A 24,129-nucleotide genomic window follows, 5' to 3' on the forward strand; every position below is an offset into this window, starting at 1 on the left:
TAAATTGCATTATATAATTACTTGAACTTCTATTCTATTCTTATAATTGTTTGGTTAAAGTAAAATGAAACGTAGGGATTTAGTACGAGTGTAGCATGTTAATAAAGAATGTTTTCTAAGGGAGTCGGTGTTGGAGTTATGTTTACGTATAAAATAAATGTTGATGTTAAAGAGTGGGATTTATTTTTAGAAAATCATCCTCAAGGAAATTTATTGCAGAGTAGTGATTGGTACAAGATAAAGAATACTTGGGGGAATGAGAGAGTTGGCTTTTATAAAGACAATCAATTAGTTGGAGTAGCAAATATCTTAATTCAGCCGCTACCATTAGGACTTTCTATGTTCTACATTCCACGAGGTCCAGTAATTGATTATGAAGATAAAGAACTTCTGAAATTTGTTCTTTTAACGTTGAAAAAACTTGCTAAAAAAAGCCATGCAATAATGGTTAAATTTGACCCAAGTCTATTTATCAGTAGAGGTCTTATTGGCCAAGAAACTGTCCAAAATTCTATGACTTTAGAAATTGTTGAAGAACTGAAAAAAAATAAAGTTCATTGGACAGGCTTAACAAAGGATATGGCAGAAAATATACAACCACGTTTTCAAGCTAATATTCATAAAGAAAATTTTTCACTGGATCAACTTTCTAAGTCTACTAGACAGGCCATCCGAACTGCAAGAAATAAAGGATTGGAAGTAAAATTTGGTGGACTCGATTTATTAGATGAATTTTCATTTTTAATGAAGAAAACAGAGTCTCGTAAGAACATTAGTTTACGAGACAAAGATTACTATCAAAAGTTACTGACTACTTATCCTAGCCACTCCTTTATCACACTGAGCTACTTAGATCTACCTAATAGATTGAAAGAAGTTGAGAAGCAATTCGAAAAGAATCTAAAAACAGCGCAGAAGTTTACAGATAAAACGAAAGAAGGTAAAGTAAAAGATAATCAGCAAGAGAGAAATCGATTAGAAGAAGAAATTTCTTTTCTTAAGAGCTATATTGATAGAGGAGATAGTGTTGTCCCATTGTCTGGTACTTTAACTATCGAATTTGGGAAAACTTCTGAAAACTTATATGCTGGAATGAATGAAGAATTTAGACACTATCAACCTGCTATTCCTACATGGTTTGAGACAGCTCAACATTCTTTTGAACGAGGGGCTGAGACTCATAATATGGGTGGAATTGAAAACAACTTAGAGGGTGGGTTAATTAACTTTAAATCCAAGTTTAATCCTACTATCGAAGAATTTGCTGGTGAGTTTAATTATCCAACTAGTTCATTATATTTCTTGTTTAATCTAGCTTATAAAATTCGTAAGAAACTTCGAAGTAGATAGGATAAACTAATTATTTTGCCACTACATTAAATTTAAAAAAATTAGCTATCAGAACATCTCAGCAGTATATGTTGAGATGTTTTAAATTTAGAGCTTTCAACTAGTAATTTAATAAGAAAAAATAACAAAATCACTTGAAATAAAGCTCCAATTATGATAGAATGAAACTTATCGTGTAAACGATAATACTCATTCTTGATGAATTGTGAAACTGTTGCCCTCGGGTCGTTTTGCAAGTTGAAATCGAGGAGAGGAAAAAACAAAAAGGAGAAATACTCATGGCAGTAATTTCAATGAAACAACTTCTTGAGGCTGGTGTACACTTTGGTCACCAAACTCGTCGCTGGAACCCTAAGATGGCTAAGTACATCTTCACTGAGCGTAACGGAATCCACGTTATCGACTTGCAACAAACTGTAAAATACGCTGACCAAGCTTACGACTTTATGCGTGATGCAGCAGCTAACGATGCAGTTGTATTGTTTGTTGGTACTAAGAAACAAGCTGCTGACGCTGTTAAAGAAGAAGCAGAACGTTCAGGTCAATACTACATCAACCACCGTTGGTTGGGTGGAACTCTTACTAACTGGGGAACTATCCAAAAACGTATTGCTCGTTTGAAAGAAATCAAACGTATGGAAGAAGAAGGAATCTTCGACGTTCTTCCTAAGAAAGAAGTTGCACTTCTTAACAAACAACGTGCACGTCTTGAAAAATTCTTGGGTGGTATCGAAGACATGCCTCGTATCCCAGATGTAATGTACGTAGTTGACCCACATAAAGAGCAAATCGCTGTTAAAGAAGCTAAAAAATTGGGAATCCCAGTTGTAGCGATGGTTGACACAAACACTGATCCAGATGATATCGATGTAATCATCCCAGCTAACGATGACGCTATCCGCGCAGTTAAATTGATCACAGCTAAATTGGCTGACGCTATCATCGAAGGACGTCAAGGTGAAGATGCAGCAGCAGTTGAAGCAGAATTTGCAGCTTCAGAAGCTCAAGCAGACTCAATCGAAGAAATCGTTGAAGTTGTAGAAGGCGACAACGCTTAATTCATATAAATAGTAATTACCTAGGAGGGCGGGGCGTAGCCCAGCTCTCCTATTTTTTAAAAAATATAGGAGAATCAAAATGGCAGAAATTACAGCTAAACTTGTAAAAGAGTTGCGTGAAAAATCTGGTGCCGGTGTTATGGACGCTAAAAAAGCGCTTGTAGAAACAGACGGTGACATCGAAAAAGCGATTGAATTGCTTCGTGAAAAAGGTATGGCGAAAGCAGCTAAGAAAGCTGACCGCGTTGCTGCAGAAGGTTTGACTGGTGTTTATGTTAACGGTAACGTTGCAGCAGTAGTTGAAGTAAACGCTGAAACTGACTTCGTTGCGAAAAACGCTCAATTCGTTGACTTGGTAAATGCTACAGCTAAAGTAATTGCTGAAGGAAAACCAGCTAACAATGAAGAAGCTCTCGCTTTGACAATGCCTTCAGGTGAAACTCTTGAAGCAGCGTATGTATCTGCAACAGCAACTATCGGAGAAAAAATCTCATTCCGTCGTTTTGCTTTGATTGAAAAAACAGATGCACAACACTTTGGAGCTTACCAACACAATGGTGGCCGTATCGGTGTTATCTCTGTTATTGAAGGTGGAGACGAAGCTCTTGCTAAACAAATCTCAATGCACATTGCTGCGATGAAACCAACAGTTCTTTCTTACAAAGAATTGGATGAGCAATTTGTTAAAGATGAGTTGGCTCAATTGAACCACGTAATTGATCAAGACAACGAAAGCCGTGCAATGGTTGGTAAACCAGCCCTTCCACACTTGAAGTATGGATCAAAGGCACAATTGACTGATGAAGTGATTGCTCAAGCAGAAGCTGACATCAAAGCTGAGTTGGCTGCAGAAGGCAAACCAGAAAAAATCTGGGACAAAATCATCCCAGGTAAAATGGATCGCTTCATGCTTGACAACACTAAGGTTGACCAAGCGTACACACTTCTTGCACAAGTCTACATCATGGACGATAGTAAGACAGTTGAAGCATACCTTGAATCAGTTAACGCTTCAGTAGTTGAGTTCGCTCGCTTTGAAGTTGGTGAAGGTATCGAAAAAGCTGCGAACGACTTCGAAGCAGAAGTTGCAGCTACAATGGCAGCAGCCTTGAATAACTAATAATAAAAAGAGGAAGCAAGTTTGCTTCCTTTTTCTTTTATTAAAAATTTAAAAAGCCCTTTAACAAGGGCTTTGTGTATTTAGGAGACTAGACTTCGAATTCATAGAGTGCTGTAGATAGGTAACGTTCTCCGTTATCTGGTGCAAGCGCAAGGACTTTTTTACCTGCACCTAATTTCTTGGCAACCTCAATTGCCCCGTAAATCGCTGCAGCTGAAGAAATACCAACAAGGAAGCCTTCTTTTCCGCCAATCTCACGACCAAGTGCAAGAGCATCATCTGATGTTACACGGACGATACCGTCATAGGCTTCTGTATCAAGTGTTTCAGGAATAAATCCAGCGGAGATACCTTGAATTTTATGAGGTCCTGGTTTTTCGCCAGACAGAATAGCAGATTCATCAGCTTCAACAGCAAAAATTTGAATGTTGGAATTTGCAGCTTTAAGTGCATGAGAAACGCCCGAAATCGTTCCACCAGTACCAACACCACCTACAAAAGCATCTAGCCCATCAGAACCGAAAGCAGCCAGTATTTCAGCTCCTGTTGTTCTTTCGTGTACTTCAGGATTAGCTGGATTGTTAAACTGGAGAGGCAGAAAACCATCGCGTTCGGCTGCGATTTCTTGGGCTTTGGCAATCGCACCTTTCATACCTTCGCTACCAGGTGTAAGGACGAGTTCAGCGCCATAGGCTTGGATAATCTTACGTCGTTCCACACTCATCGTTTCTGGCATGACGATAACAACTTTATATCCTTTAGCAGCACCAACCCATGAAAGACCGATTCCAGTATTTCCACTTGTTGCTTCAACAATAGTAGCACCGGGTTTTAGAATGCCATCCTGCTCAGCCTTTTCAATCATGCTAAGGGCAATACGGTCTTTGACTGAAGATCCTGGGTTAAAGGCCTCTAGTTTAACATAGACGTCTGCAGCACCCTCTGGAACAATATTGTTGAGTTTAACAATTGGTGTTTGTCCGATTAGTTCAGTAATATTATTGTAAATAGTCATAGATATACCTCTTTGTATAAGATGATACTAGTATAACGTGCTCTAGGCTATTTGTAAAATATAGAAATCCTATCGAAGCGATAGGATTTTTTTATATCAAAGGTCTAAGCCATTAATTTTCAATCGATTGTGATAAGCAAGTTCTAGTAAATAGGAGTAAAGGGGAAGAATATCCGTTTTCTTAGGAAATTCAAATTTGTGGTAACTAAAATGCTCATTATGTGCTTTTAGAAAGACATTCTCTAAATAAGTGATCGTAATCTCACTATCGTCTATACCTGCTCCTGCAGTTTCCATTTCAACGTTGACAATGTTCATCAAAAAGAGTGATTTAACAGACATTTTGCGACCAGTAGCGCCTTGCTTATCTGTAAAGATGATACGAATATTTGTAAAGATGATTGCGTCACGAATGAGCTTATATCCACTTTGGATTTCTTCATTCTCTAGTAGGTATTGACCATATTCTTTGATAAGAACTCCTTTGTTTTGCTCACTGAAGTTACCAGCAAGTCCTTGAATAAATTTCCCAAATGCCATGTATTTCTCCTTTATTTACACTAAGTTTACAGGAACTTCAACTTCTCGTAAACCTTGATCCGTTAAAGTAACCTTTCCATTAAAAAACTCTACAAGAGCAGACTTGATATTTTCTTTCTCTTCCTTATCAACATAAATTATGGTATCGATTTGATCTGTAAAGTTTGTCTCGATTTCCGTGAGTTTATGTTCTCTAAGAAAATTGCTATATTCTTGATACTGAGCGTAAGACATCTGAATGGCTATGCCAGCTTGCTCTTTGATTTCAATAATGCCTATTTCTTTGACAGCCAAGGCTACACTTCCTGCGTAAGCGCGAATCAAACCGCCAGCGCCTAACTTAATTCCACCAAAGTAACGAGTAACTACTACGCAGACATTCGTAAGATTATGATTTTCTAAGACGCCAAGCATAGGGACTCCAGCAGTACCACTAGGCTCACCATCATCACTCGTACGCTTGATTTCACTGCGTTCCCCTACAATAAAAGCAGAGCAGTTATGGGTGGCTTTGTAGTGTTCTTTTTTGATAGCAGTGATAAAGTCACGAGCTTCTGCTTCACTATAGACACGCTTTGCGTGACAGATAAAGCGGGACTTTTTGATTTCTTCTTGGACTTGCCCGTCCTCTTTAATTGTTCTAAATTCCATGATTTAATTGTACTAAAAAATTACCTAAAGCGCTATATTTTTACGAATAAAGAAGTATGAAAGTAAATCCAAATTACCTCGGTCGCTTGTTTACTGAGAAAGAATTAACGAAAGAAGAACGTCAGATGGCGGTGAAACTGCCGGCAATGAGAAAAGAGAAAGGGAAACTGTTTTGTCAACGTTGTAATAGTAGTATTCTAGAAGAATGGCATTTACCTGTAGGTGCTTACTATTGTAGGGAGTGTTTATTGATGAAGAGGGTCAGGAGTGATCAAGCTTTATACTATTTTCCGCAGGAGGATTTTCCTAAGCAAGACGTCCTCAAATGGCGTGGTCAGTTAACACCTTTTCAAGAAAAAGTTTCAGAGGGACTTCTTCAAGCGGTAGACAAGCAAGAGCCAACCTTGGTTCACGCTGTAACAGGAGCGGGAAAGACAGAGATGATTTATCAAGTTGTGGCTAAAGTGATTAATGAAGGTGGTGCAGTTTGTTTAGCCAGCCCTCGAATTGATGTGTGTTTGGAGCTGTATAAACGACTGCAGAATGACTTTGCTTGTGAGATAGCACTAATTCATGGTGAGTCAGAACCCTATTTTCGAACACCACTAGTTGTTGCAACGACTCATCAGCTGTTAAAATTTTATCATGCTTTTGACTTGCTGATAGTGGATGAAGTAGATGCCTTTCCTTATGTTGACAACTCTGTTCTTTACTATGCTGTAAACAAATGTGTAAAGGAGGAGGGGTTAAGGATATTTCTTACAGCGACCTCTACAGATGAGTTAGATAAAAAGGTTCGCACTGGAGAATTAAAAAGGTTAAGCTTGCCAAGACGATTTCATGGAAATCCATTGATTATTCCAAAGCCAGTTTGGTTATCGGATTTTAATTGTTATTTAGATAAGAGTCAGTTATCTCCAAAGTTAAAAACCTATATAGAGAAACAGAGGAGGACCGGTTTTCCATTACTGCTTTTTGCATCAGAAATTCAGAAAGGTGAGAAGTTGAAAGAAATCCTGCAGGAGCAGTTCCCGAATGAGAATATTGGTTTTGTGTCCTCTGTTACAGTAGATCGATTAGAGCAGGTGCAAGCTTTTCGAGATGGAGAACTAACAATACTGATCAGTACAACAATATTGGAACGCGGAGTCACCTTCCCTTGTGTGGATGTTTTCGTAGTAGAAGCTAATCATCGACTCTTTACCAAGTCTAGCTTGATTCAGATTGGTGGTCGAGTTGGACGTAGTATGGACAGACCAACTGGTGAGTTGCTCTTCTTTCATGATGGGTTAAATGCTTCCATCAAGAAGGCAATCAAGGAAATCAAGCAGATGAACAAGGAGGCGGGATTATGAACTGTTTACTATGTGGCCAGACTACAAAGAGTGAGCTGACTTTTAGCAGTCTCTTCCTTTTGAAGGATGACTGCAGTTATCTTTGCTCAGCTTGTGCTTCTAGTTTTGAGAAGATTGGTGAGAATTATTGCCCAAACTGTATGAAAACAGGCATGTCAACTAAGTGTCAAGATTGTAAACTTTGGTGTAAAGAAGGAATTCAGGTTGATCATAAGGCAATCTTTACCTATAATCAAGCTATGAAAGACTTTTTCAGTCGATATAAGTTTGATGGAGATTTTCTGCTTAGAAAGGTTTTTGCTCCTGTACTTGCTAATGAGTTGAAAAAGTATGGAGACTATCAATTTGTGTTGATTCCCCTAAGTCCTGGAAGATTGCTTGAGAGGGGATTTAACCAGGTTGAAGGTTTGGTTGAGGCAGCAGGCTTTTCTTTTAAAGATATATTAGGAAAAAGAGAAGAGAGCGCTAGTTCTTCTAAAAGTCGTTTGGAAAGGTTAGCTACTGAAATTCCATTTTTTATTAAAGATGGTATCTCACTTCCTAAGAAGATTTTGCTGATTGATGACATCTATACAACAGGGGCAACTGTGAATCGAGTGAAACGACTTTTGGAAGAAGCAGGTGCTTTGGAAGTTAAAACTTTTTCCCTTGTAAGATGAGGAAAAAATTTGCAAAATGAAAATGAAAGCGTTATAATATAGTTAGAAAAACAAAAATGTTTAGAAAGAAGGTACTTATATGATTAAATATAGTATCCGTGGTGAAAACCTAGAAGTAACAGAAGCAATTCGTGATTATGTAGTTTCTAAACTCGAAAAGATCGAAAAGTATTTTCAACCTGAGCAGGAGTTGGATGCACGTGTAAACTTGAAAGTTTACCGTGAAAAAACAGCAAAGGTTGAAGTAACAATTCCGCTTGGATCTATCACTCTTCGTGCTGAAGATATTTCTCAAGATATGTATGGTTCTATCGATCTTGTAACAGATAAAATTGAACGTCAGATTCGTAAAAATAAAACTAAAATCGAACGTAAGAATAAAAATAAAGTTGCGACAAGTCAACTCTTTACAGATGCTCTGGTTGAAGATGCAAATGTTGTGCAACCAAAAGTCGTTCGTTCAAAACAAATTGATTTGAAGCCAATGGATTTAGAAGAAGCCCTTCTTCAAATGGATTTATTGGGGCATGATTTCTTTATCTATGTAGATGTAGAAGATCAAACAACTAATGTTTTGTATCGCCGTGAAGATGGTGAAGTCGGTTTGTTAGAAGTAAAAGAATCATAAAATAGAATGTTTAAAGTGGTTTACACCAGTGTAAACCACTTTTGTATTGCATTATTATAAAAGGTATAAACGGGGGCAGTTATGAAAGACGTGGTGATTGTTTCAGCAGTGCGAACTCCAATAGGCTCCTTTGGAGGAAGTTTGAAGAATGTTTCAGCTGTTGATTTGGGAGCTTTGGTTGTTAAGAGTGCTTTGGAAAAAGCCAATGTCAAACCAGAGCAGGTAGACGAAGTGATTATGGGGAATGTACTAGGCGCAGGTTTAGGTCAAAACGTAGCTCGTCAAATGAGCATTCATGCAGGACTCCCTGAATTTACACCAGCCTTTACTATCAACAAGGTTTGTGGTTCCGGTTTGAAGGCAGTGCAGTTGGCTGCTCAAGCAATTCAGTGTGGCGATGCAAATATTATCGTAGCTGGTGGTGCAGAAAACATGAGTCAGGCGACATACGTTATGCCAAGCTTCCGTTGGGGCGGCCGTATGGGCGATTCAAAAGTGGTAGATACCATGATTAAGGACGGTTTGTCTGATGCTTTTAACGAATACCATATGGGGATTACAGCTGAGAATGTGGCTGAAAAATATGGCATCAGTCGAGAAGAGCAAGATGCCCTTGCTTTAGAGTCACAAAAACGAGCAGTTGCAGCTATAGAATCTGGTCGTTTTAAAGAAGAGATTGTGCAAGTTGTCATTCCTCAACGCAAAGGCGATCCTATCGTTTTTGATACAGATGAATATCCTAGAAAAGATGCTAGCTTGGAGAGCCTGTCTAAGCTAGGTCCGGTTTTCAAAAAAGACGGTTCTGTCACAGCGGGAAATGCCTCAGGCATCAATGACGGAGCAGCCGCTGTCTTGATGATGAGTGCTGAAAAAGCTGAAGAATTAGGACTTTCAGTGATTGCCCACATTCGTTCGTATGCAAATGCAGGTTTGGATCCTAAGATGATGGGATGTGGACCGATTTATGCGACTCGCAAGGCTCTTGAAAAAGGCAATTTGACAGTTGAAGATCTCGACTTGATTGAGTCAAATGAAGCCTTTGCTGCCCAGGCTTGTGCGGTTGGTAAAACACTTGGTTTCAACACAGATATTGTCAACGTCAATGGTGGCGCCATTGCTCTTGGTCACCCAATTGGGGCTTCCGGTTGCCGTATCCTAGTAACGCTGCTACATGAGATGATGAAACGTGATGCTAAAACTGGCTTAGCAACTCTCTGTATCGGAGGAGGGATGGGGACTGCCCTTATCGTGGAACGTTAGGTGTTAGTGATCTGAACACGTGGGTAGGAGGGTGATGATTCCCTCCTCTTTTTGTGTCTGAAGTTAGAGAAATCAATCATGAAAGAAAGGCTTGCATCTTTTAAAAGGTCGCTTTTTAAGGGTTTTTGTGATATAATAATGCGCAAGAGGTTTAGAATGAAAAAAAATAATTTAATCCCGTTTTCTGCAGTCTTGCTAGGACTTGCAACTTTCGGAATCTTAACTTTGCTGATTATTTTTTCACATAATCTTGCTGTAACAATCACTGTTTTGTTTTTATTTGTACTGCTTTATTTGCTTTTATTCGTTTGGCAAAAAAAACAGTATGAAAAGAGCGAAATTGAACAAATCCAATATGTAAATCACCAAGCCGAAAATAGCTTGAGTACTTTGCTTGATCAAATGCCGGTGGGAGTCCTGAAATTAGACCTATCAAGCGGAGAAGTGGAATGGTTTAATCCTTATGCTGAGCTGATTTTAACTACTGAAGAAGGCGAAATTGATGTTGAGTTAATTCAAACCATCATCAAGGCTTCTGTTGGGAATCCAGGTTCGTATGCTACCTTGGGCGAAACACGATATGCTGTTCATATGGACAAGGCTTCGGGTGTTTTGTATTTCTTTGATGTTTCTGGGGAGTACGAAGCGACTGTCGAATTGGTAACTAGTCGTCCAGTCATTGGGGTCATCTCAGTGGATAATTACGATGATTTGGAGGATGCGACGTCTGACTCTGATATCAGCCATATCAATAGCTTTGTAGCTAATTTTGTTTCAGAATTTGCAAGTAAGTATGCTATGTTCTCTCGCCGTGTGGGGATGGATCGTTTTTATGTATTCACAGATTACACAGTACTAGAGGAATTGATGAATGATAAATTCTCTGTTATTGATAGTTTCCGAGAAGAATCAAAACAGAGGCAGCTAGCCCTAACTTTAAGTATGGGATTTTCTTATGGTGATGGAAACCATGAAGAGATAGGGAAAATTGCCTTGCTCAACTTGAACTTAGCAGAAGTTCGCGGTGGTGACCAGGTGGTGGTCAAGGAAAATAACGAAACCAAGAATCCTGTCTACTTTGGTGGAGGAACTGCTGCATCTATCAAACGTACTCGTACACGTACCAGAGCCATGATGACAGCCATTTCTGATAAGATTCGAAGTGTTGACCAAGTTTTTGTAGTCGGTCATAAAAATCTAGATATGGATGCTTTGGGCTCTGCTGTTGGTATGCAGTTGTTTGCAAGTAATATTATTGAGAACAGTTATGCTGTCTATGATGCAGACCATATGCCAGCAGATATCGAACGTGCTATTCAGTTCTTGAAGAAGGAAGATGTCACGAAGCTTTTATCTCTTACAGATGCGATGAAGTTAGTTACAAACCGTTCATTATTGATTCTGGTGGATCATTCCAAGACGGCTTTGACCTTGTCAAAAGATTTTTATGATTTGTTCACTCAAACTATTGTTATTGACCATCATAGACGTGATCAGGATTTCCCAGAGAATGCAGTCATCACCTATATTGAAAGTGGGGCAAGTAGTGCCAGTGAGCTGGTCACAGAATTGATTCAGTTCCAAAATTCTAAGAAAAATCGTTTGAGTCGTATGCAGGCCAGTGTTTTGATGGCTGGTATGATGCTGGATACCAAGAATTTCACATCTCGCGTGACGAGTCGAACCTTTGATGTGGCTAGCTATCTGAGAACACGGGGAAGTGACAGTATTGCTATCCAGGAGATTGCTGCGACAGATTTTGAAGAGTACCGTGAGGTAAATGAACTCATTTTACAAGGTCGTAAGTTAGGTTCAGATATCTTGATTGCCCAAGCTAGGGACTCAATGTCTTATGACACAGTTGTTATCAGTAAGGCTGCCGATGCTATGCTGGCTATGTCTGGCATTGAAGCCAGCTTCGTTCTGGCAAAAAATACACAAGGATTTATTTCTATCTCGGCTCGAAGTCGTAGTAAAATCAATGTGCAACGCATTATGGAAGAGCTGGGTGGTGGTGGTCACTTTAATCTAGCAGCTGCGCAAATCGAGGATATGAGTTTGTCGGAAGCAGGAGAAAAATTGACTCAACTAATCCTGGAAGAACTAAAGGAAAAGGAGAAAGAAGAATGAAAGTAATCTTTTTAGCAGATGTTAAAGGAAAAGGAAAAAAAGGCGAAATTAAGGAAGTGCCAACTGGCTATGCTCAAAACTTCCTGATTAAAAAGAATTTGGCCAAGGAAGCGACTGCTCAAGCAGTGGGTGAGTTGCGTGGAAAACAAAAATCAGAAGAAAAGGCTCATGCTGAAATGATTGCTGAAGCAAAAGCCATCAAGGCTAAGCTAGAAGCAGAAGAAACGGTTGTAGAGTTTGTTGAAAAGGTTGGACCAGATGGTCGTACATTTGGATCCATCACCAACAAGAAGATTGCAGAAGAATTGCTTAAGCAATTTGGTATCAAGATTGACAAACGCAATATTCAAGTGCAAGCACCAATTCGAGCAGTAGGTTTGATTGATGTACCAGTGAAGATCTACCAAGATGTTACAAGTATCATCAATCTTCGTGTAAAAGAAGGTTAAGTTTACAACTTCTTGACAAGATTGTAAAAGGAAGGAAAGTCGGATGGCAGAAGTAGAGGAACTGCGAGTTCAACCTCAGGATATTTTAGCAGAACAATCTGTTCTGGGAGCTATTTTTATAGATGAGAGTAAGCTCGTTTTTGTCCGAGAATACATTGATTCTCGTGACTTCTTTAAGTATGCTCATCGGTTGATTTTCCAAGCGATGGTAGACTTGTCGGATCGTGGAGAAGCGATTGATGCGACAACAGTTCGGACGATTTTGGATAGCCAAGGGGATCTCCAAAATATTGGTGGCTTGTCTTATCTTGTTGAAATTGTCAACTCAGTACCAACTTCAGCTAATGCGGAGTATTATGCTAAAATTGTTGCCGAAAAGGCTATGCTTCGTCGCTTGATTTCCAAGTTGACAGAGTCTGTCAACCAAGCCTATGAAGCTTCTAAGCCTGCAGATGAAATCATCGCTCAAGCAGAAAAGGGACTCATTGATGTCAGTGAAAACGCCAATCGTAGTGGTTTCAAGAATATTCGAGATATTCTGAATATCAACTTTGGGAACCTAGAAGTTCGGTCACAACAAACAACGGATATCACAGGTATTGCTACAGGCTATCGTGATTTGGACCATATGACGACAGGTCTCCACGAGGAGGAGCTGATTATCCTAGCGGCGCGTCCAGCGGTTGGTAAGACAGCCTTTGCCTTAAATATTGCTCAGAACATCGGGACCAAGTTGGACAAGACGGTTGCCATCTTTTCACTGGAAATGGGTGCAGAAAGCCTAGTAGACCGTATGCTGGCAGCAGAAGGTTTGGTGGAGTCTCATTCTATCCGTACGGGTCAATTGACTGACGAGGAGTGGCAAAAGTATACCATTGCTCAAGGGAACCTAGCTAACGCGAGTATCTATATCGATGATACGCCAGGGATTCGAATCACGGAAATTCGTTCGCGTTCACGCAAACTAGCTCAAGAAACAGGCAATCTAGGCTTGATTTTGATCGACTACCTACAGCTTATTACAGGGACTGGTCGTGAGAACCGTCAACAAGAAGTTTCTGAAATTTCTCGTCAGCTAAAAATTCTAGCCAAGGAATTGAAAGTTCCAGTCATTGCTCTCAGTCAGTTATCCCGTGGAGTGGAACAGCGTCAGGATAAGAGACCAGTCTTGTCTGATATTCGTGAATCGGGTTCTATCGAGCAGGATGCGGATATCGTAGCTTTTCTATACCGTGACGACTACTACGATCGTGCGGGTGAAGAAGAGGAAGGAATTCCAAATAACAAGGTTGAGGTTATCATCGAGAAAAACCGTAGTGGAGCTCGTGGAACGGTGGAATTGATTTTCCAAAAAGAATACAATAAATTTTCAAGTATCTCAAAGAGGGAGGCATAAGATGTCAGATGCATTTACAGATGTAGCCAAGATGAAAAAAATCAAAGAAGAAATCAAGGCACATGAGGGACAAGTCGTTGAAATGACTTTGGAAAATGGCCGTAAGCGCCAAAAAAATAGATTGGGTAAGCTAATTGAGGTTTATCCATCTCTATTTATCGTTGAATTTGGGGATGTTGAAGGAGACAAACAAGCCAATGTCTACGTTGAATCCTTCACCTACTCAGATATCCTGACAGAAAAGAACTTGATTCGCTATCTAGACTAAGAATCCTAAAATGAAGTGAGCTTTGCTCACTTTTTTCTTTTTCTCCCGAATAGTATAAACGAGGGTAACCTCGAAAATTTATATTATTAAGGAGAATGAATGACGTTTTTAAAATCAGGAGTTAAGAAGAGTGGATGTACTCAGTTGAGTGTAGGGCTGGCTACTTTGTTCGTTACGAGTACCTTTTTGTTTGGTGGAGAATCAGTTCAGGCCGACAGTGTAGCGCGTGGAGATGACTATCCGCTTCACTACAAAAATGGTAGTGTTGAAATCGATCAGTGGCGGATGTATTCTCGCCAGTGTACCTCTTTTGCGGCCTTTCGTTTGAGTAGTGTAAATGGCTTTGAGATTCCTCCTGCCTACGGAAATGCGAATGAATGGGGACATCGTGCAAGGCGAGAAGGCTACCGTGTGGATACTAAGCCAGAAGTTGGGGCTATTGCTTGGTCGACAGAAGGATATTATGGGCACGTGGCCTGGGTATCAAATGTATCAGGGGATACGATTGAAATCGAAGAGTATAACTATGGGGTTCGAGAAAAGTATAACCGTCGAAAAGTCAAGGCTAGTTCGATGACAGGTTTTATTCATTTCAAGGATTTATCTACTAGCCATAGTGCAGGTGAGAATACTCGTAACTCAGAGCTTCCGTCCAGTGGGACAATAGTATTCACGGGGGAATCGCCGATTATGGACCAACCGTCGAGTACAGGACAGGTTATTGACTACTATTATGCTGGTGAGAGTGTGAGTTATGATCAAGTTCTTGAAAAGGACGGTTATAAGTGGCTCGGTTATTTGTCTTATAGCGGTTCTAGAAGATATGTGCAGTATGCAGAGTTAAGCAATACAGAGAATGGATGGAAAAAAGAAGGAGGGAGTTGGTATTACAGAGAGAATGGTAAGCTAGCGACAGGATGGAAAAAAGTTAATGGCAATTGGTATCATTTAAAAGAAAATGGGGCCATGTCAACTGGCTGGATTAAGGATGACTCTCACTGGTATTATCTAAAGGCTTCGGGTGAGATGCAGACGGGATGGGTTAAAGACAAGGGAACTTGGTATTACTTAGAGGAATCTGGTCGGATGAAAGCTAGTCAATGGTTCCAAGTCTCGGGTAAACATTACTATGTCGATGCTTCGGGAGCCTTAGCTGTTAATACGATTATTGATGGCTACAGACTAGACAGTGATGGGGTAAGAATAGGAAGTGTTTCTTAAACATTATACAAGCTTTCTTCTTGTTGATAAAATTTTAAAATGGATATCGAATTAGTTGACGTTCTTTGAATAGTATAATATAATAACATTAAAAACTATAAAAGGGGCTTTGTCTAATGGACAAGAAGAAAGTTATTTTAACAAGTTTAGCAAGTGCAGCTGTATTGGGTGCTAGTGTACTCGTTTCACAGCCTTCAGTAGTTAAGGCAGATGAAGGGAAAGCAGAAGAGCAGGCAGTTGCTCCTGCACAACCACAAGCTGGAACAGAAGGGGAGAGCGGTGCTCAAACTGAAAAGGGATCAGAAAACGCTAGTCCAGCTAATCCTGGTGCGACAAATCCAGCTAAAATGACCAAAGAAGAGTTGATGAAGGCTTTGGATGAACTTGAGGAACAGGCTATTAGTGATATTAAGGATAAGGAAGCGATTGAGGACAAAGAGGATGCAGCTGAAGCTGTGAAGGAATATATCGGTAAGATGTATATTTCAGATACTCTTGAGTCTGGAGAGCTTAGCTTAGATAATATCATCGCTGAATTGCCAGAAGGTGCAGAAGATAAGGCTGTGGTAACAGGTCCTGAAGTTCAAACTAATAAAAAATTATCTACTGAGGAGAAGGCTCTACTAGACCAGGCTGAAAAAGATGCCAAAGAACAAGTTTCTCAAGCGACGGATGCTCTGGTTCAAGCCCTAGAATCTCTTGAAAATGCTGTAATTGAAGATATTAAAAAAGACGCTTCAATCACCGATAAAGAAACGGCCATCAAAGAAGCCAAAGAAGAGATTGGTAAAGAAAATCTTTTGAAGGCTATCGCAGATGAGGATTTGGAGATTGGTGATGTTATTGTAGACTGGCCAGCAGATACAAGCGAGCATAAAACAGTAGCTGAACCTGTATCAGAATTCACAGATGAAGACCAAGCTAAGTTAGATGAAGCTGATAAAGAGGCTCAGGTTGATGCAGCCAAAGTTCGCTCAGATCTAATCGCTACCTTAGAAAAAATTGAAAAATCAACCATAGATGACATCAACAAGGATGCCACTATCACTGATAAGGAAGCAGCGATCAAGGCGGCTAAAGAAGTGATTGGCAAGGACGGCATCTTGAAAGCTATCGAAGAAGGCGACATTGATGCCTCAGACTTGTTAGATGATTTCTTAGCAGAAGACAGTGACCAGGTAACACCAGCCGAAGCGATGAGCCAAGAAGATTTCTCAAGTCAAGACCAAGCAAAACTCGCTGCAGCGGACAAGGAAGCGGCTGAGGAAGCCAAGAAAGAGGAAGAAGCTAAGCAAGCAGCGGAAGAAAAAGCTCACAGCGAATTGCTTTCAACGCTTGAAGGTATCGAAAAATCAACCATCGACGACATCAACAAAGATGCTACTATCACTGATAAGGACGCGGCGATCAAAGCAGCTAAAGAAGTGATTGGCAAGGATGCTATCTTGAAAGCTATCGAAGAAGGCGATATCGAAGCGTCCGACTTACTGGCAGATTTCTTGGCAGAAGACAGCGATCAGGTAACACCAGCCGAAGCAAAAACTCAATCTCAACTTTCAAGCCAAGACCAAGCTAAACTCGCTACAGCCGACAAGGAAGCAGCGGAGGAAGCAGCAAAAGTTCGCTCAGATTTAATCGCTACCCTAGAAAAAATTGAAAAAGAGACCATCGACGACATCACCAAGGATGCCACTATCACTGATAAGGAAGCAGCGATTAAGGCGGCTAAAGAAGTGATTGGCAAGGACGGCATCTTGAAAGCTATCGAAGATGGAGATATTGAAGCATCTGACTTGTTAGATGATTTCTTGGCAGAAGACAGCGATCAGGTGACACCGGCCGAAGCGATGAGCCAAGAAGATTTCTCAAGCCAAGACCAAGCTAAACTGGCTGCAGCCGACAAGGAAGCAGCAGAAGAGGCAGCAAAAGTTCGCTCAGATTTAATCGCTACCTTAGAAAAAATTGAAAAAGAGACCATCGACGACATCAACAAAGATGTCACTATCACTGATAAGGAAGCGGTGATTAAGGCAGCTAAAGAAGTGATTGGCAAGGACGGCATCTTGAAAGCTATCGAAGAAGGTGACATTGATGCGTCAGATTTGTTAGATGATTTCTTGGCAAAAGACAGCGATCGGGTGACACCGGCCGAAGTGAAGAGCCAAGAAGATTTCTCAAGTCAAGACCAAGCTAAACTCGCTGCAGCCGACAAGGAAGCAGCAGAAGAAAATAGTAATGCGAAAAAACTTGAGCTGAGTAAATTAGAAGAGCAAGTTGCTAAGATTAAAGCGCAATTATCAAGTTTACAAGTTTCTGGTGACAAGAATAGTCAAGTCAAAGACTTGCAACAAGCTTTAGCAGACTATGAGGATGCTATTAAGACTCTAAGTAGTGTCATGTCAGCTGTTCTTGAAATTGAAGACTTTAAAGGTGGGGTGAACGCAGTAGAAGCTGCAACTGCAGAGTTGCCAGAATACAAGCAAGGTGCAAACGCGGTAGAAGCTGCTGTAAATGAACTCCCAGCCTATGCAGAAAGTGGCGCTCCAGTCGTAGCGAACGTTCCAGCTTACGGAGAAAGCGGTGCCCCAATAGTAAACAATGCTCTGCCTTATGCAGAAAGTGGCGCTCCAGCCGTAGCGAATGTTCCAGCTTACGGAGAAAGCGGTACACCAATAGTAAACAACACTCTGCCTTATGCAGAAAGTGGCGCCCCAGCCGTAGCAAATGTTCCAGCTTACGGAGAAAGTGGTATACCAGTAGTAAACAACACTCTGCCTTATGCAGAAAGCGGTGCCCCAACCGTAGCAAATGTTCCAGTTTATGCAGAAAGTGGTGCTCCGGCAGTGACTACTATTCCAGCCTATGCTGAAAAGATTGAACCTGCAGTAAATGAAGTTCCGGAATACACTGGCAGTGTAGCTCCTTTGGCTACAAACCCTACTCTTGGAACTGAACAAGATCGTACCTACAAAGCGCCTGCAGCAACAGATGAGCAACTCCTTCCAAATACAGGAAGCAAAGATGCTTCAGCAGTCGCATCGTTAGGATTTGTTGGTCTCCTTCTTGGTTTGCTACCATTTGCAAAGAGAAAATTAAACAAATAAATCGCATGAAATCAATAAAAGAAAAGGATTTGAATAGTCCTTTTCTTTTTTATGGTGAAATAGGGATAAGTCCGCGTTTTTCAGCTCTTTCCGATGGTATTTTTCCTTGCTTTCCTTTATAATGGGTGTATGGACAAGAAAAAATTATTATTAATTGATGGATCTTCTGTTGCTTTTCGGGCTTTTTTTGCGCTCTATCAGCAGTTGGATCGTTTTAAAAATGCTAATGGCCTTCATACCAATGCAATCTATGGCTTTCAACTCATGTTGAATCATGTCTTAGAGCGGGTTGAGCCCAGTCATGTTTTGGTAGCCTTTGATGCAGGAAAGACGACTTTCCGAACAGAGATGTATGCAGACTACAAGGGTGGCCGTGCTAAAACTCCAGATGAGTTTCGTGAGCAATTTCCCTTCATTCGTGAGTTGTTAGATCATCTTGGGATTCGCCATTATGAGTTGGCCCAGTATGAAGCTGATGATATCATCGGGACTCTAGGTCGTTTGGCTGAGAAGGATTCTTTTGATGTGACTATCGTTAGCGGAGATAAGGATTTGATCCAGTTGACGGATGAGCATACGGTGGTTGAGATTTCCAAGAAAGGTGTGGCTGAGTTTGAGGCCTTTACACCAGACTATCTCATGGAAAAAATGGGCCTCACACCAGCTCAGTTTATTGATCTTAAGGCTCTTATGGGGGATAAGTCTGATAATATCCCTGGCGTCACGAAAATCGGTGAAAAGACGGGTATCAAGCTCTTGCTGGAACATGGTTCGCTTGAGGGTATTTATGAAAATATCGATGGGATGAAGGCTTCTAAGATGAAGGAAAATCTCATCAATGACAAGGAACAGGCCTTTTTGTCTAAAACCTTGGCGACCATTGAGACTCAGGCACCGATTGAGATTGGTCTTGATGATTTGGTCTATAATGGCCCAGATGTGGAAAATCTCGGGAAATTCTACGATGAGATGGACTTCAAACAGCTCAAACAAGCTCTAAATGTTTCGTCAAAGGATGCGCCTGAGAGCTTGGATTTCACTATCGTTGACCACGTCAGTCAAGACATGCTGAGCGCAGACTCCATCTTCCACTTTGAGCTCTTTGGGGAGAATTACCATACAGATGACTTGGTTGGTTTTGCTTGGTCCTGCGGAGATAAACTTTACGCTACAGACAAACTTGAGCTCTTGCAGGAGCCGGTTTTCAAGGAATTTTTAGAAAAAACACCTCTGAAAGTGTATGACTTTAAGAAAGCGAAGGTTCTTTTAAATCGCTTGGGTTTGAACCTCCAGGCACCTGCTTTTGACAGTCGTTTGGCAAAATACTTACTCTCAACAGTCGAGAACAATGAAATCTCAACTATTGCGAGTCTCTATGGCCAGACTTATCTGACTGATGATGAGACTTTCTACGGTAAGGGGGTCAAGAAAGCCATCCCTGAGAGAGAGAAATTCTTGGAGCATTTGGCTCGCAAGGTTGCTGTATTGGTTGAGACGGAACCGGTTTTACTTGAAAAACTCAGTGAACATGGGCAGTTAGACCTTCTCTATGACATGGAGCAACCTCTGGCTTTTGTCCTTGCCAAGATGGAAATCGCTGGAATTACAGTCAAGAAAGAGACCTTGCTTGAGATGCAGGCTGAAAATGAACTTGTCATTGAAAAATTAACTCAGGAGATTTATGAACTGGCTGGTGAGGAGTTTAATATCAATTCCCCTAAGCAGTTGGGCGTGCTTCTCTTTGAAAAGCTCGGTCTTCCTCTGGAATATACCAAGAAAACCAAGACAGGTTACTCGACAGCTGTGGATGTGCTAGAGCGTCTAGCTCCCATTGCTCCGATTGTTAAAAAAATCCTAGACTACCGTCAGATTGCTAAGATTCAATCTACCTATGTGATTGGTTTGCAAGACTGGATTTTGGATGATGGCAAGATCCACACGCGCTATGTGCAGGATTTGACTCAGACTGGGCGTCTGTCTAGTGTAGATCCAAACTTGCAAAATATTCCTGTGCGTTTGGAGCAAGGCCGTCTCATTCGTAAGGCTTTTGTGCCTGAGTGGGAGGATAGCGTTCTTCTTAGCTCGGATTATTCGCAGATTGAGTTGCGCGTTTTGGCGCATATCTCTAAGGATGAGCACTTAATCAAAGCCTTCCAAGAGGGAGCAGATATCCATACCTCGACGGCCATGCGGGTCTTTGGAATTGAACGCCCTGAGGATGTGACTCCAAATGATCGTCGCAATGCTAAGGCCGTCAACTTTGGAGTGGTTTACGGAATTTCAGACTTTGGTTTGTCTAATAATCTGGGCATCAGCCGTAAAGAGGCTAAAGCCTACATCGACACTTACTTTGAACGCTTCCCAGGTATTAAAAACTACATGGATGAAGTGGTGCGTGAGGCGCGTGATAAGGGTTATGTAGAGACTCTCTTCAAGCGTCGTCGTGAGTTACCAGATATTAATTCGCGCAACTTTAACATTCGTGGTTTTGCAGAGCGGACAGCTATCAACTCTCCTATCCAGGGATCTGCAGCAGATATTCTCAAGATTGCAATGATCCAGCTAGACAAAGCTCTAGTGGAAGGTGGCTATCAGACCAAGATGCTCTTGCAAGTGCATGATGAAATCGTCCTCGAGGTTCCGAAATCAGAACTAGCAGCCGTCAAAGCTCTAGTGAAACAAACCATGGAAGAAGCCATCCAGCTCAGTGTTCCCCTTATCGCAGATGAAAATGAAGGGGCAACATGGTACGAGGCTAAATAAGAAAGTTATGAAAGAGTTTGAAACATTTGCCTTCAAGCTCTTTTTCATGATTTTCTGTAAGCAGTTTCCTTGACTTTTCCTTGTATTTGCGTTACTATATTTCCATATAAGATATGGGAGTCTGTGTACAGTCTGAGAGGAAGTGTTAAACTTCGACCGCACCTGATCTGGGTAATGCCAGCGTAGGGAACGATACTTAGCCGAATTCTGCACCTTTTCCATATATGGAAGGGGTTTTCTTTTTGTCAAAAGGAAACCTGAGAAAAGGAGGTTTTTATGAAAGCAAGCATTGCCTTGCAAGTCTTGCCCCTATCGCAGGGGGTTGACCGAATTGCTATTATCGATCAGGTTATTACCTATCTGCAAGCTCAGTCCGTGACCATGGTAGTGACACCATTTGAAACGGTCTTGGAAGGGGAGTTTGATGAGCTCATGCGTATTCTCAAAGAAGCGCTTGAAGTGGCAGGGCAGGAAGCAGATAATGTCTTTGCCAATGTCAAAATAAATGTAGGAGAGATTTTAAGTATTGATGAGAAACTTGAAAAGTATACTGAGACGACACATTAGTCTATTGGGTTTTCTAGGAGTCTTGTCAATCTGGCAGTTAGCGGGAATATTCAAACTTTTACCCAAGTTTATCCTGCCAACCCCTTTTGAAATTCTCCAGGCCTTTGTTCGTGACAGAGAATTTCTCTGGCACCATAGCTGGGCGACCTTGAGAGTGGCTTTGCTAGGTCTAGTCTTGGGAGTCTTGATTGCCTGTCTCATGGCTGTACTTATGGATAGTTTGACTTGGCTCAATGACCTGATTTACCCTATGATGGTGGTTGTACAGACCATTCCGACCATTGCCATAGCTCCTATCCTGGTCTTGTGGCTAGGTTATGGGATTTTGCCCAAGATTGTCTTGATTATCTTGACGACAACCTTCCCTATCATCGTCAGTATTTTAGATGGATTTAGGCACTGTGACAAGGATATGCTGACCTTGTTTAGTCTGATGCGGGCAAACCCTTGGCAAATCCTGTGGCATTTTAAAATCCCGGTCAGTCTGCCTTACTTTTATGCAGGTCTGAGGGTCAGTGTCTCCTACGCCTTTATCACAACAGTGGTATCTGAGTGGTTGGGAGGTTTTGAAGGTCTTGGTGTTTATATGATTCAGTCTAAAAAACTGTTTCAGTATGATACCATGTTTGCCATTATTATTCTGGTGTCGATTATCAGTCTTTTGGGTATGAAGCTGGTCGATATCAGTGAAAAATATGTGATTAAATGGAAACATCCCTAAGATAAGGATGTTTTAGAAAAAGAAAAGAGGAAGTGAAAATGAAGAAAACATGGAAAGTGTTTTTAATGATTGTAACAGCTCTTGTAGCTGTCGTGCTTGTGGCTTGTGGCCAAGGAACTGCTTCTAAGGACAACAAAGAAGCAGAAGTTAAGAAGATTGACTTCATCCTAGACTGGACGCCAAATACTAACCACACAGGGCTATACGTTGCCAAGGAAAAAGGTTATTTCAAAGAAGCTGGAGTGGATGTTGATTTGAAATTGCCACCAGAAGAAAGCTCGTCTGACTTGGTGATCAATGGCAAGGCGCCATTTGCTATCTATTTCCAGGACTACATGGCTAAGAAATTGGAAAAAGGTGCAGGCATTACTGCTGTTGCCGCTATCGTTGAGCACAATACATCAGGAATCATTTCTCGTAAATCTGACAATGTAAGCAGTCCCAAAGACTTGGTTGGCAAGAAATACGGAACCTGGAATGACCCAACGGAGCTTGCTATGTTGAAAACCTTGGTAGAATCACAAGGCGGAGACTTTGAGAAGGTCGAAAAAGTACCAAACAACGACTCAAACTCCATCACACCAATTGCCAATGGCGTTTTTGACACCGCTTGGATCTACTACGGTTGGGATGGTATCCTTGCCAAATCTCAAGGCGTAGATGCTAACTTCATGTACTTAAAAGACTATGTCAAGGAGTTTGACTACTACTCACCAGTTATCATCGCAAACAACGACTATCTAAAAGACAACAAGGAAGAAGCTCGTAAAGTCATCCAAGCCATCAAAAAAGGCTACCAATATGCTATGGAACACCCAGAAGAAGCTGCAGATATCCTCATCAAGAATGCACCTGAACTCAAGGAAAAACGTGACTTTGTCATCGAATCTCAAAAATACTTGTCAAAAGAATACGCAAGCGACAAGGAAAAATGGGGACAATTTGACGCTGACCGCTGGAATGCCTTCTACAAATGGGACAAAGAAAATGGTATCCTTAAAGAAGACTTGACTGACAAGGGCTTCACTAACGAATTTGTAAAATAATGACAGAAATTAGACTAGAACACGTCAGCTATGCCTATGGCGATGAAAAGATTTTAGAGGATATCAACCTACAGGTGACTTCAGGTGAAGTCGTTTCTATCCTAGGTCCAAGTGGTGTTGGAAAGACCACTCTCTTTAACCTAATCGCTGGGATTTTAGAAGTCCAGTCTGGGCGAATTGTCTTGGACGGTGAAGAAAATCCCAAGGGGCGCGTGAGTTATATGTTGCAAAAGGATTTGCTTTTGGAGCACAAGACGGTGCTTGGCAATATCATCCTGCCCCTCTTGATTCAAAAGGTGGATAAGGCAGAGGCTATTGCTCGAGCGGATGACATCCTTGCGACCTTCCAGTTGACAGCTGTACGGGACAAGTATCCTCACGAACTCAGTGGAGGGATGCGCCAGCGTGTAGCCTTGCTCCGGACCTACCTTTTCGGGCACAAACTCTTTCTTCTAGACGAGGCCTTTAGTGCCTTGGATGAGATGACCAAGATGGAACTCCACGCTTGGTATCTGGAGATTCACAAACAGCTACAGCTGACGACCTTGATCATCACGCATAGCATCGAAGAGGCCCTTAATCTTAGTGACCGCATCTACATCTTGAAAAATCGTCCTGGGCAAATTGTTTCAGAAATTAAACTAGATTGGTCCCAGAACGAAGACAAGGAAGTCCAAAAAATTGCCTACAAACGGCAAATATTAGCAGAATTGGGATTAAATACTTAGATCCTTAGAACAATATTATATATTAAGTCCAAGCAAGAACCCTGCTTGGATTTAATTGTTTCAAAGCTTATGCGGACGCGGGATTGGCTGACTTATCCAT

General features: G+C 41.2%; 21 protein-coding genes and 1 riboswitch. Of the genes, 18 read left to right on the forward strand and 3 right to left on the reverse strand.

The genetic code is table 11. The annotated features are described in order from the left end of the window. Positions 1–138 precede the first annotated feature (138 nt). From P8P68_RS07265 to tsf, 3 genes are all read left to right on the forward strand, one after another. Positions 139–1,350 carry an aminoacyltransferase gene (locus P8P68_RS07265; protein WP_268705790.1) on the forward strand — a complete coding sequence of 404 codons (1,212 nt, stop codon included), beginning with the start codon at positions 139–141 and terminating at the stop codon, positions 1,348–1,350. A gap of 278 nt (positions 1,351–1,628) precedes the next feature. Further along, the gene (rpsB, locus tag P8P68_RS07270) at positions 1,629–2,408 is read left to right on the forward strand and encodes a 30S ribosomal protein S2 (RefSeq protein ID WP_000268475.1); all 780 of its coding nucleotides are present in this window, start codon (positions 1,629–1,631) and stop codon (positions 2,406–2,408) included. 79 nt (positions 2,409–2,487) lie between these two features. Beyond that, positions 2,488–3,528, forward strand: a complete 1,041-nt coding sequence (gene tsf, locus P8P68_RS07275; RefSeq protein WP_278275825.1) for a translation elongation factor Ts — start codon at positions 2,488–2,490, stop codon at positions 3,526–3,528. An 88-nt stretch (positions 3,529–3,616) separates the two neighbouring features. Here tsf and cysK read toward each other — a convergent pair whose 3' ends face one another. From cysK to P8P68_RS07290, 3 genes are all read right to left on the reverse strand, one after another. After that, entirely contained in the window at positions 3,617–4,543 is a 927-nt protein-coding gene (gene cysK / locus P8P68_RS07280; protein WP_278275826.1) for a cysteine synthase A, read from the reverse strand. Positions 4,544–4,639: 96 nt separating this feature from the next. Next, positions 4,640–5,083 carry a PH domain-containing protein gene (locus P8P68_RS07285; RefSeq protein WP_278275827.1) on the reverse strand — a complete coding sequence of 148 codons (444 nt, stop codon included), beginning with the start codon at positions 5,081–5,083 and terminating at the stop codon, positions 4,640–4,642. A 15-nt stretch (positions 5,084–5,098) separates the two neighbouring features. Beyond that, a complete protein-coding gene (locus tag P8P68_RS07290; protein ID WP_278275828.1) occupies positions 5,099–5,734 on the reverse strand; it encodes a YigZ family protein in 636 nt (211 codons plus the stop codon). Between the two features lie 56 nt (positions 5,735–5,790). On the opposite strand from P8P68_RS07290, the gene P8P68_RS07295 reads away from it, so the two are divergent. From P8P68_RS07295 to P8P68_RS07365, 15 genes are all read left to right on the forward strand, one after another. Beyond that, a complete protein-coding gene (locus P8P68_RS07295) occupies positions 5,791–7,089 on the forward strand; it encodes a DEAD/DEAH box helicase (RefSeq protein ID WP_278275829.1) in 1,299 nt (432 codons plus the stop codon). Beyond that, positions 7,086–7,748 carry a ComF family protein gene (locus P8P68_RS07300; protein WP_000995720.1) on the forward strand — a complete coding sequence of 221 codons (663 nt, stop codon included), beginning with the start codon at positions 7,086–7,088 and terminating at the stop codon, positions 7,746–7,748. The genes P8P68_RS07295 and P8P68_RS07300 overlap by 4 nt, the downstream gene beginning before the upstream one ends. Positions 7,749–7,827: 79 nt before the next feature. Then, positions 7,828–8,376, forward strand: a complete 549-nt coding sequence (raiA, locus tag P8P68_RS07305) for a ribosome-associated translation inhibitor RaiA (protein WP_000599111.1) — start codon at positions 7,828–7,830, stop codon at positions 8,374–8,376. Between the two features lie 81 nt (positions 8,377–8,457). Then, positions 8,458–9,636: an acetyl-CoA C-acetyltransferase gene (locus P8P68_RS07310; protein WP_000656057.1), complete on the forward strand. Its 1,179-nt coding sequence runs from the start codon at positions 8,458–8,460 to the stop codon at positions 9,634–9,636. A gap of 156 nt (positions 9,637–9,792) precedes the next feature. Further along, positions 9,793–11,766 carry a DHH family phosphoesterase gene (locus P8P68_RS07315; RefSeq protein WP_278275830.1) on the forward strand — a complete coding sequence of 658 codons (1,974 nt, stop codon included), beginning with the start codon at positions 9,793–9,795 and terminating at the stop codon, positions 11,764–11,766. Beyond that, positions 11,763–12,215, forward strand: a complete 453-nt coding sequence (rplI, locus tag P8P68_RS07320) for a 50S ribosomal protein L9 (RefSeq protein ID WP_000864208.1) — start codon at positions 11,763–11,765, stop codon at positions 12,213–12,215. Before P8P68_RS07315 ends, rplI begins: the two co-directional genes overlap by 4 nt. Before the next feature lie 43 nt (positions 12,216–12,258). After that, positions 12,259–13,611: a replicative DNA helicase gene (gene dnaB, locus P8P68_RS07325; protein WP_000852476.1), complete on the forward strand. Its 1,353-nt coding sequence runs from the start codon at positions 12,259–12,261 to the stop codon at positions 13,609–13,611. A gap of 1 nt (position 13,612) precedes the next feature. Beyond that, positions 13,613–13,879, forward strand: a complete 267-nt coding sequence (locus P8P68_RS07330) for a Veg family protein (protein WP_001278165.1) — start codon at positions 13,613–13,615, stop codon at positions 13,877–13,879. Between the two features lie 99 nt (positions 13,880–13,978). Then, positions 13,979–15,100, forward strand: coding sequence for a CHAP domain-containing protein (locus P8P68_RS07335; protein ID WP_278275831.1), 1,122 nt, complete (start codon positions 13,979–13,981; stop codon positions 15,098–15,100). Between the two features lie 116 nt (positions 15,101–15,216). After that, positions 15,217–18,204, forward strand: coding sequence for an SIALI-17 repeat-containing surface protein (locus P8P68_RS07340; protein WP_278275832.1), 2,988 nt, complete (start codon positions 15,217–15,219; stop codon positions 18,202–18,204). Between the two features lie 129 nt (positions 18,205–18,333). Beyond that, the gene (polA, locus tag P8P68_RS07345; RefSeq protein WP_278275833.1) at positions 18,334–20,967 is read left to right on the forward strand and encodes a DNA polymerase I; all 2,634 of its coding nucleotides are present in this window, start codon (positions 18,334–18,336) and stop codon (positions 20,965–20,967) included. A gap of 103 nt (positions 20,968–21,070) precedes the next feature. Beyond that, positions 21,071–21,173: riboswitch (TPP riboswitch) on the forward strand. 70 nt (positions 21,174–21,243) lie between these two features. After that, positions 21,244–21,534, forward strand: coding sequence for a thiamine-binding protein (locus P8P68_RS07350; RefSeq protein WP_278275834.1), 291 nt, complete (start codon positions 21,244–21,246; stop codon positions 21,532–21,534). Next, on the forward strand, positions 21,497–22,255 hold the full coding sequence (locus P8P68_RS07355; RefSeq protein WP_278275835.1) for an ABC transporter permease: 759 nt from the start codon (positions 21,497–21,499) through the stop codon (positions 22,253–22,255). Before P8P68_RS07350 ends, P8P68_RS07355 begins: the two co-directional genes overlap by 38 nt. Positions 22,256–22,293: 38 nt before the next feature. Beyond that, positions 22,294–23,301 (forward strand): ABC transporter substrate-binding protein, encoded by a 1,008-nt coding sequence (locus P8P68_RS07360; protein ID WP_278275836.1) that lies wholly within the window; start codon positions 22,294–22,296, stop codon positions 23,299–23,301. Next, positions 23,301–24,029: an ABC transporter ATP-binding protein gene (locus tag P8P68_RS07365; RefSeq protein ID WP_278275837.1), complete on the forward strand. Its 729-nt coding sequence runs from the start codon at positions 23,301–23,303 to the stop codon at positions 24,027–24,029. The genes P8P68_RS07360 and P8P68_RS07365 overlap by 1 nt, the downstream gene beginning before the upstream one ends. The last annotated feature ends 100 nt before the right edge of the window (positions 24,030–24,129 follow it).

The sequence above is a fragment of the Streptococcus sp. D7B5 genome (genome assembly GCF_029691405.1).
Lineage (GTDB): Bacteria > Bacillota > Bacilli > Lactobacillales > Streptococcaceae > Streptococcus.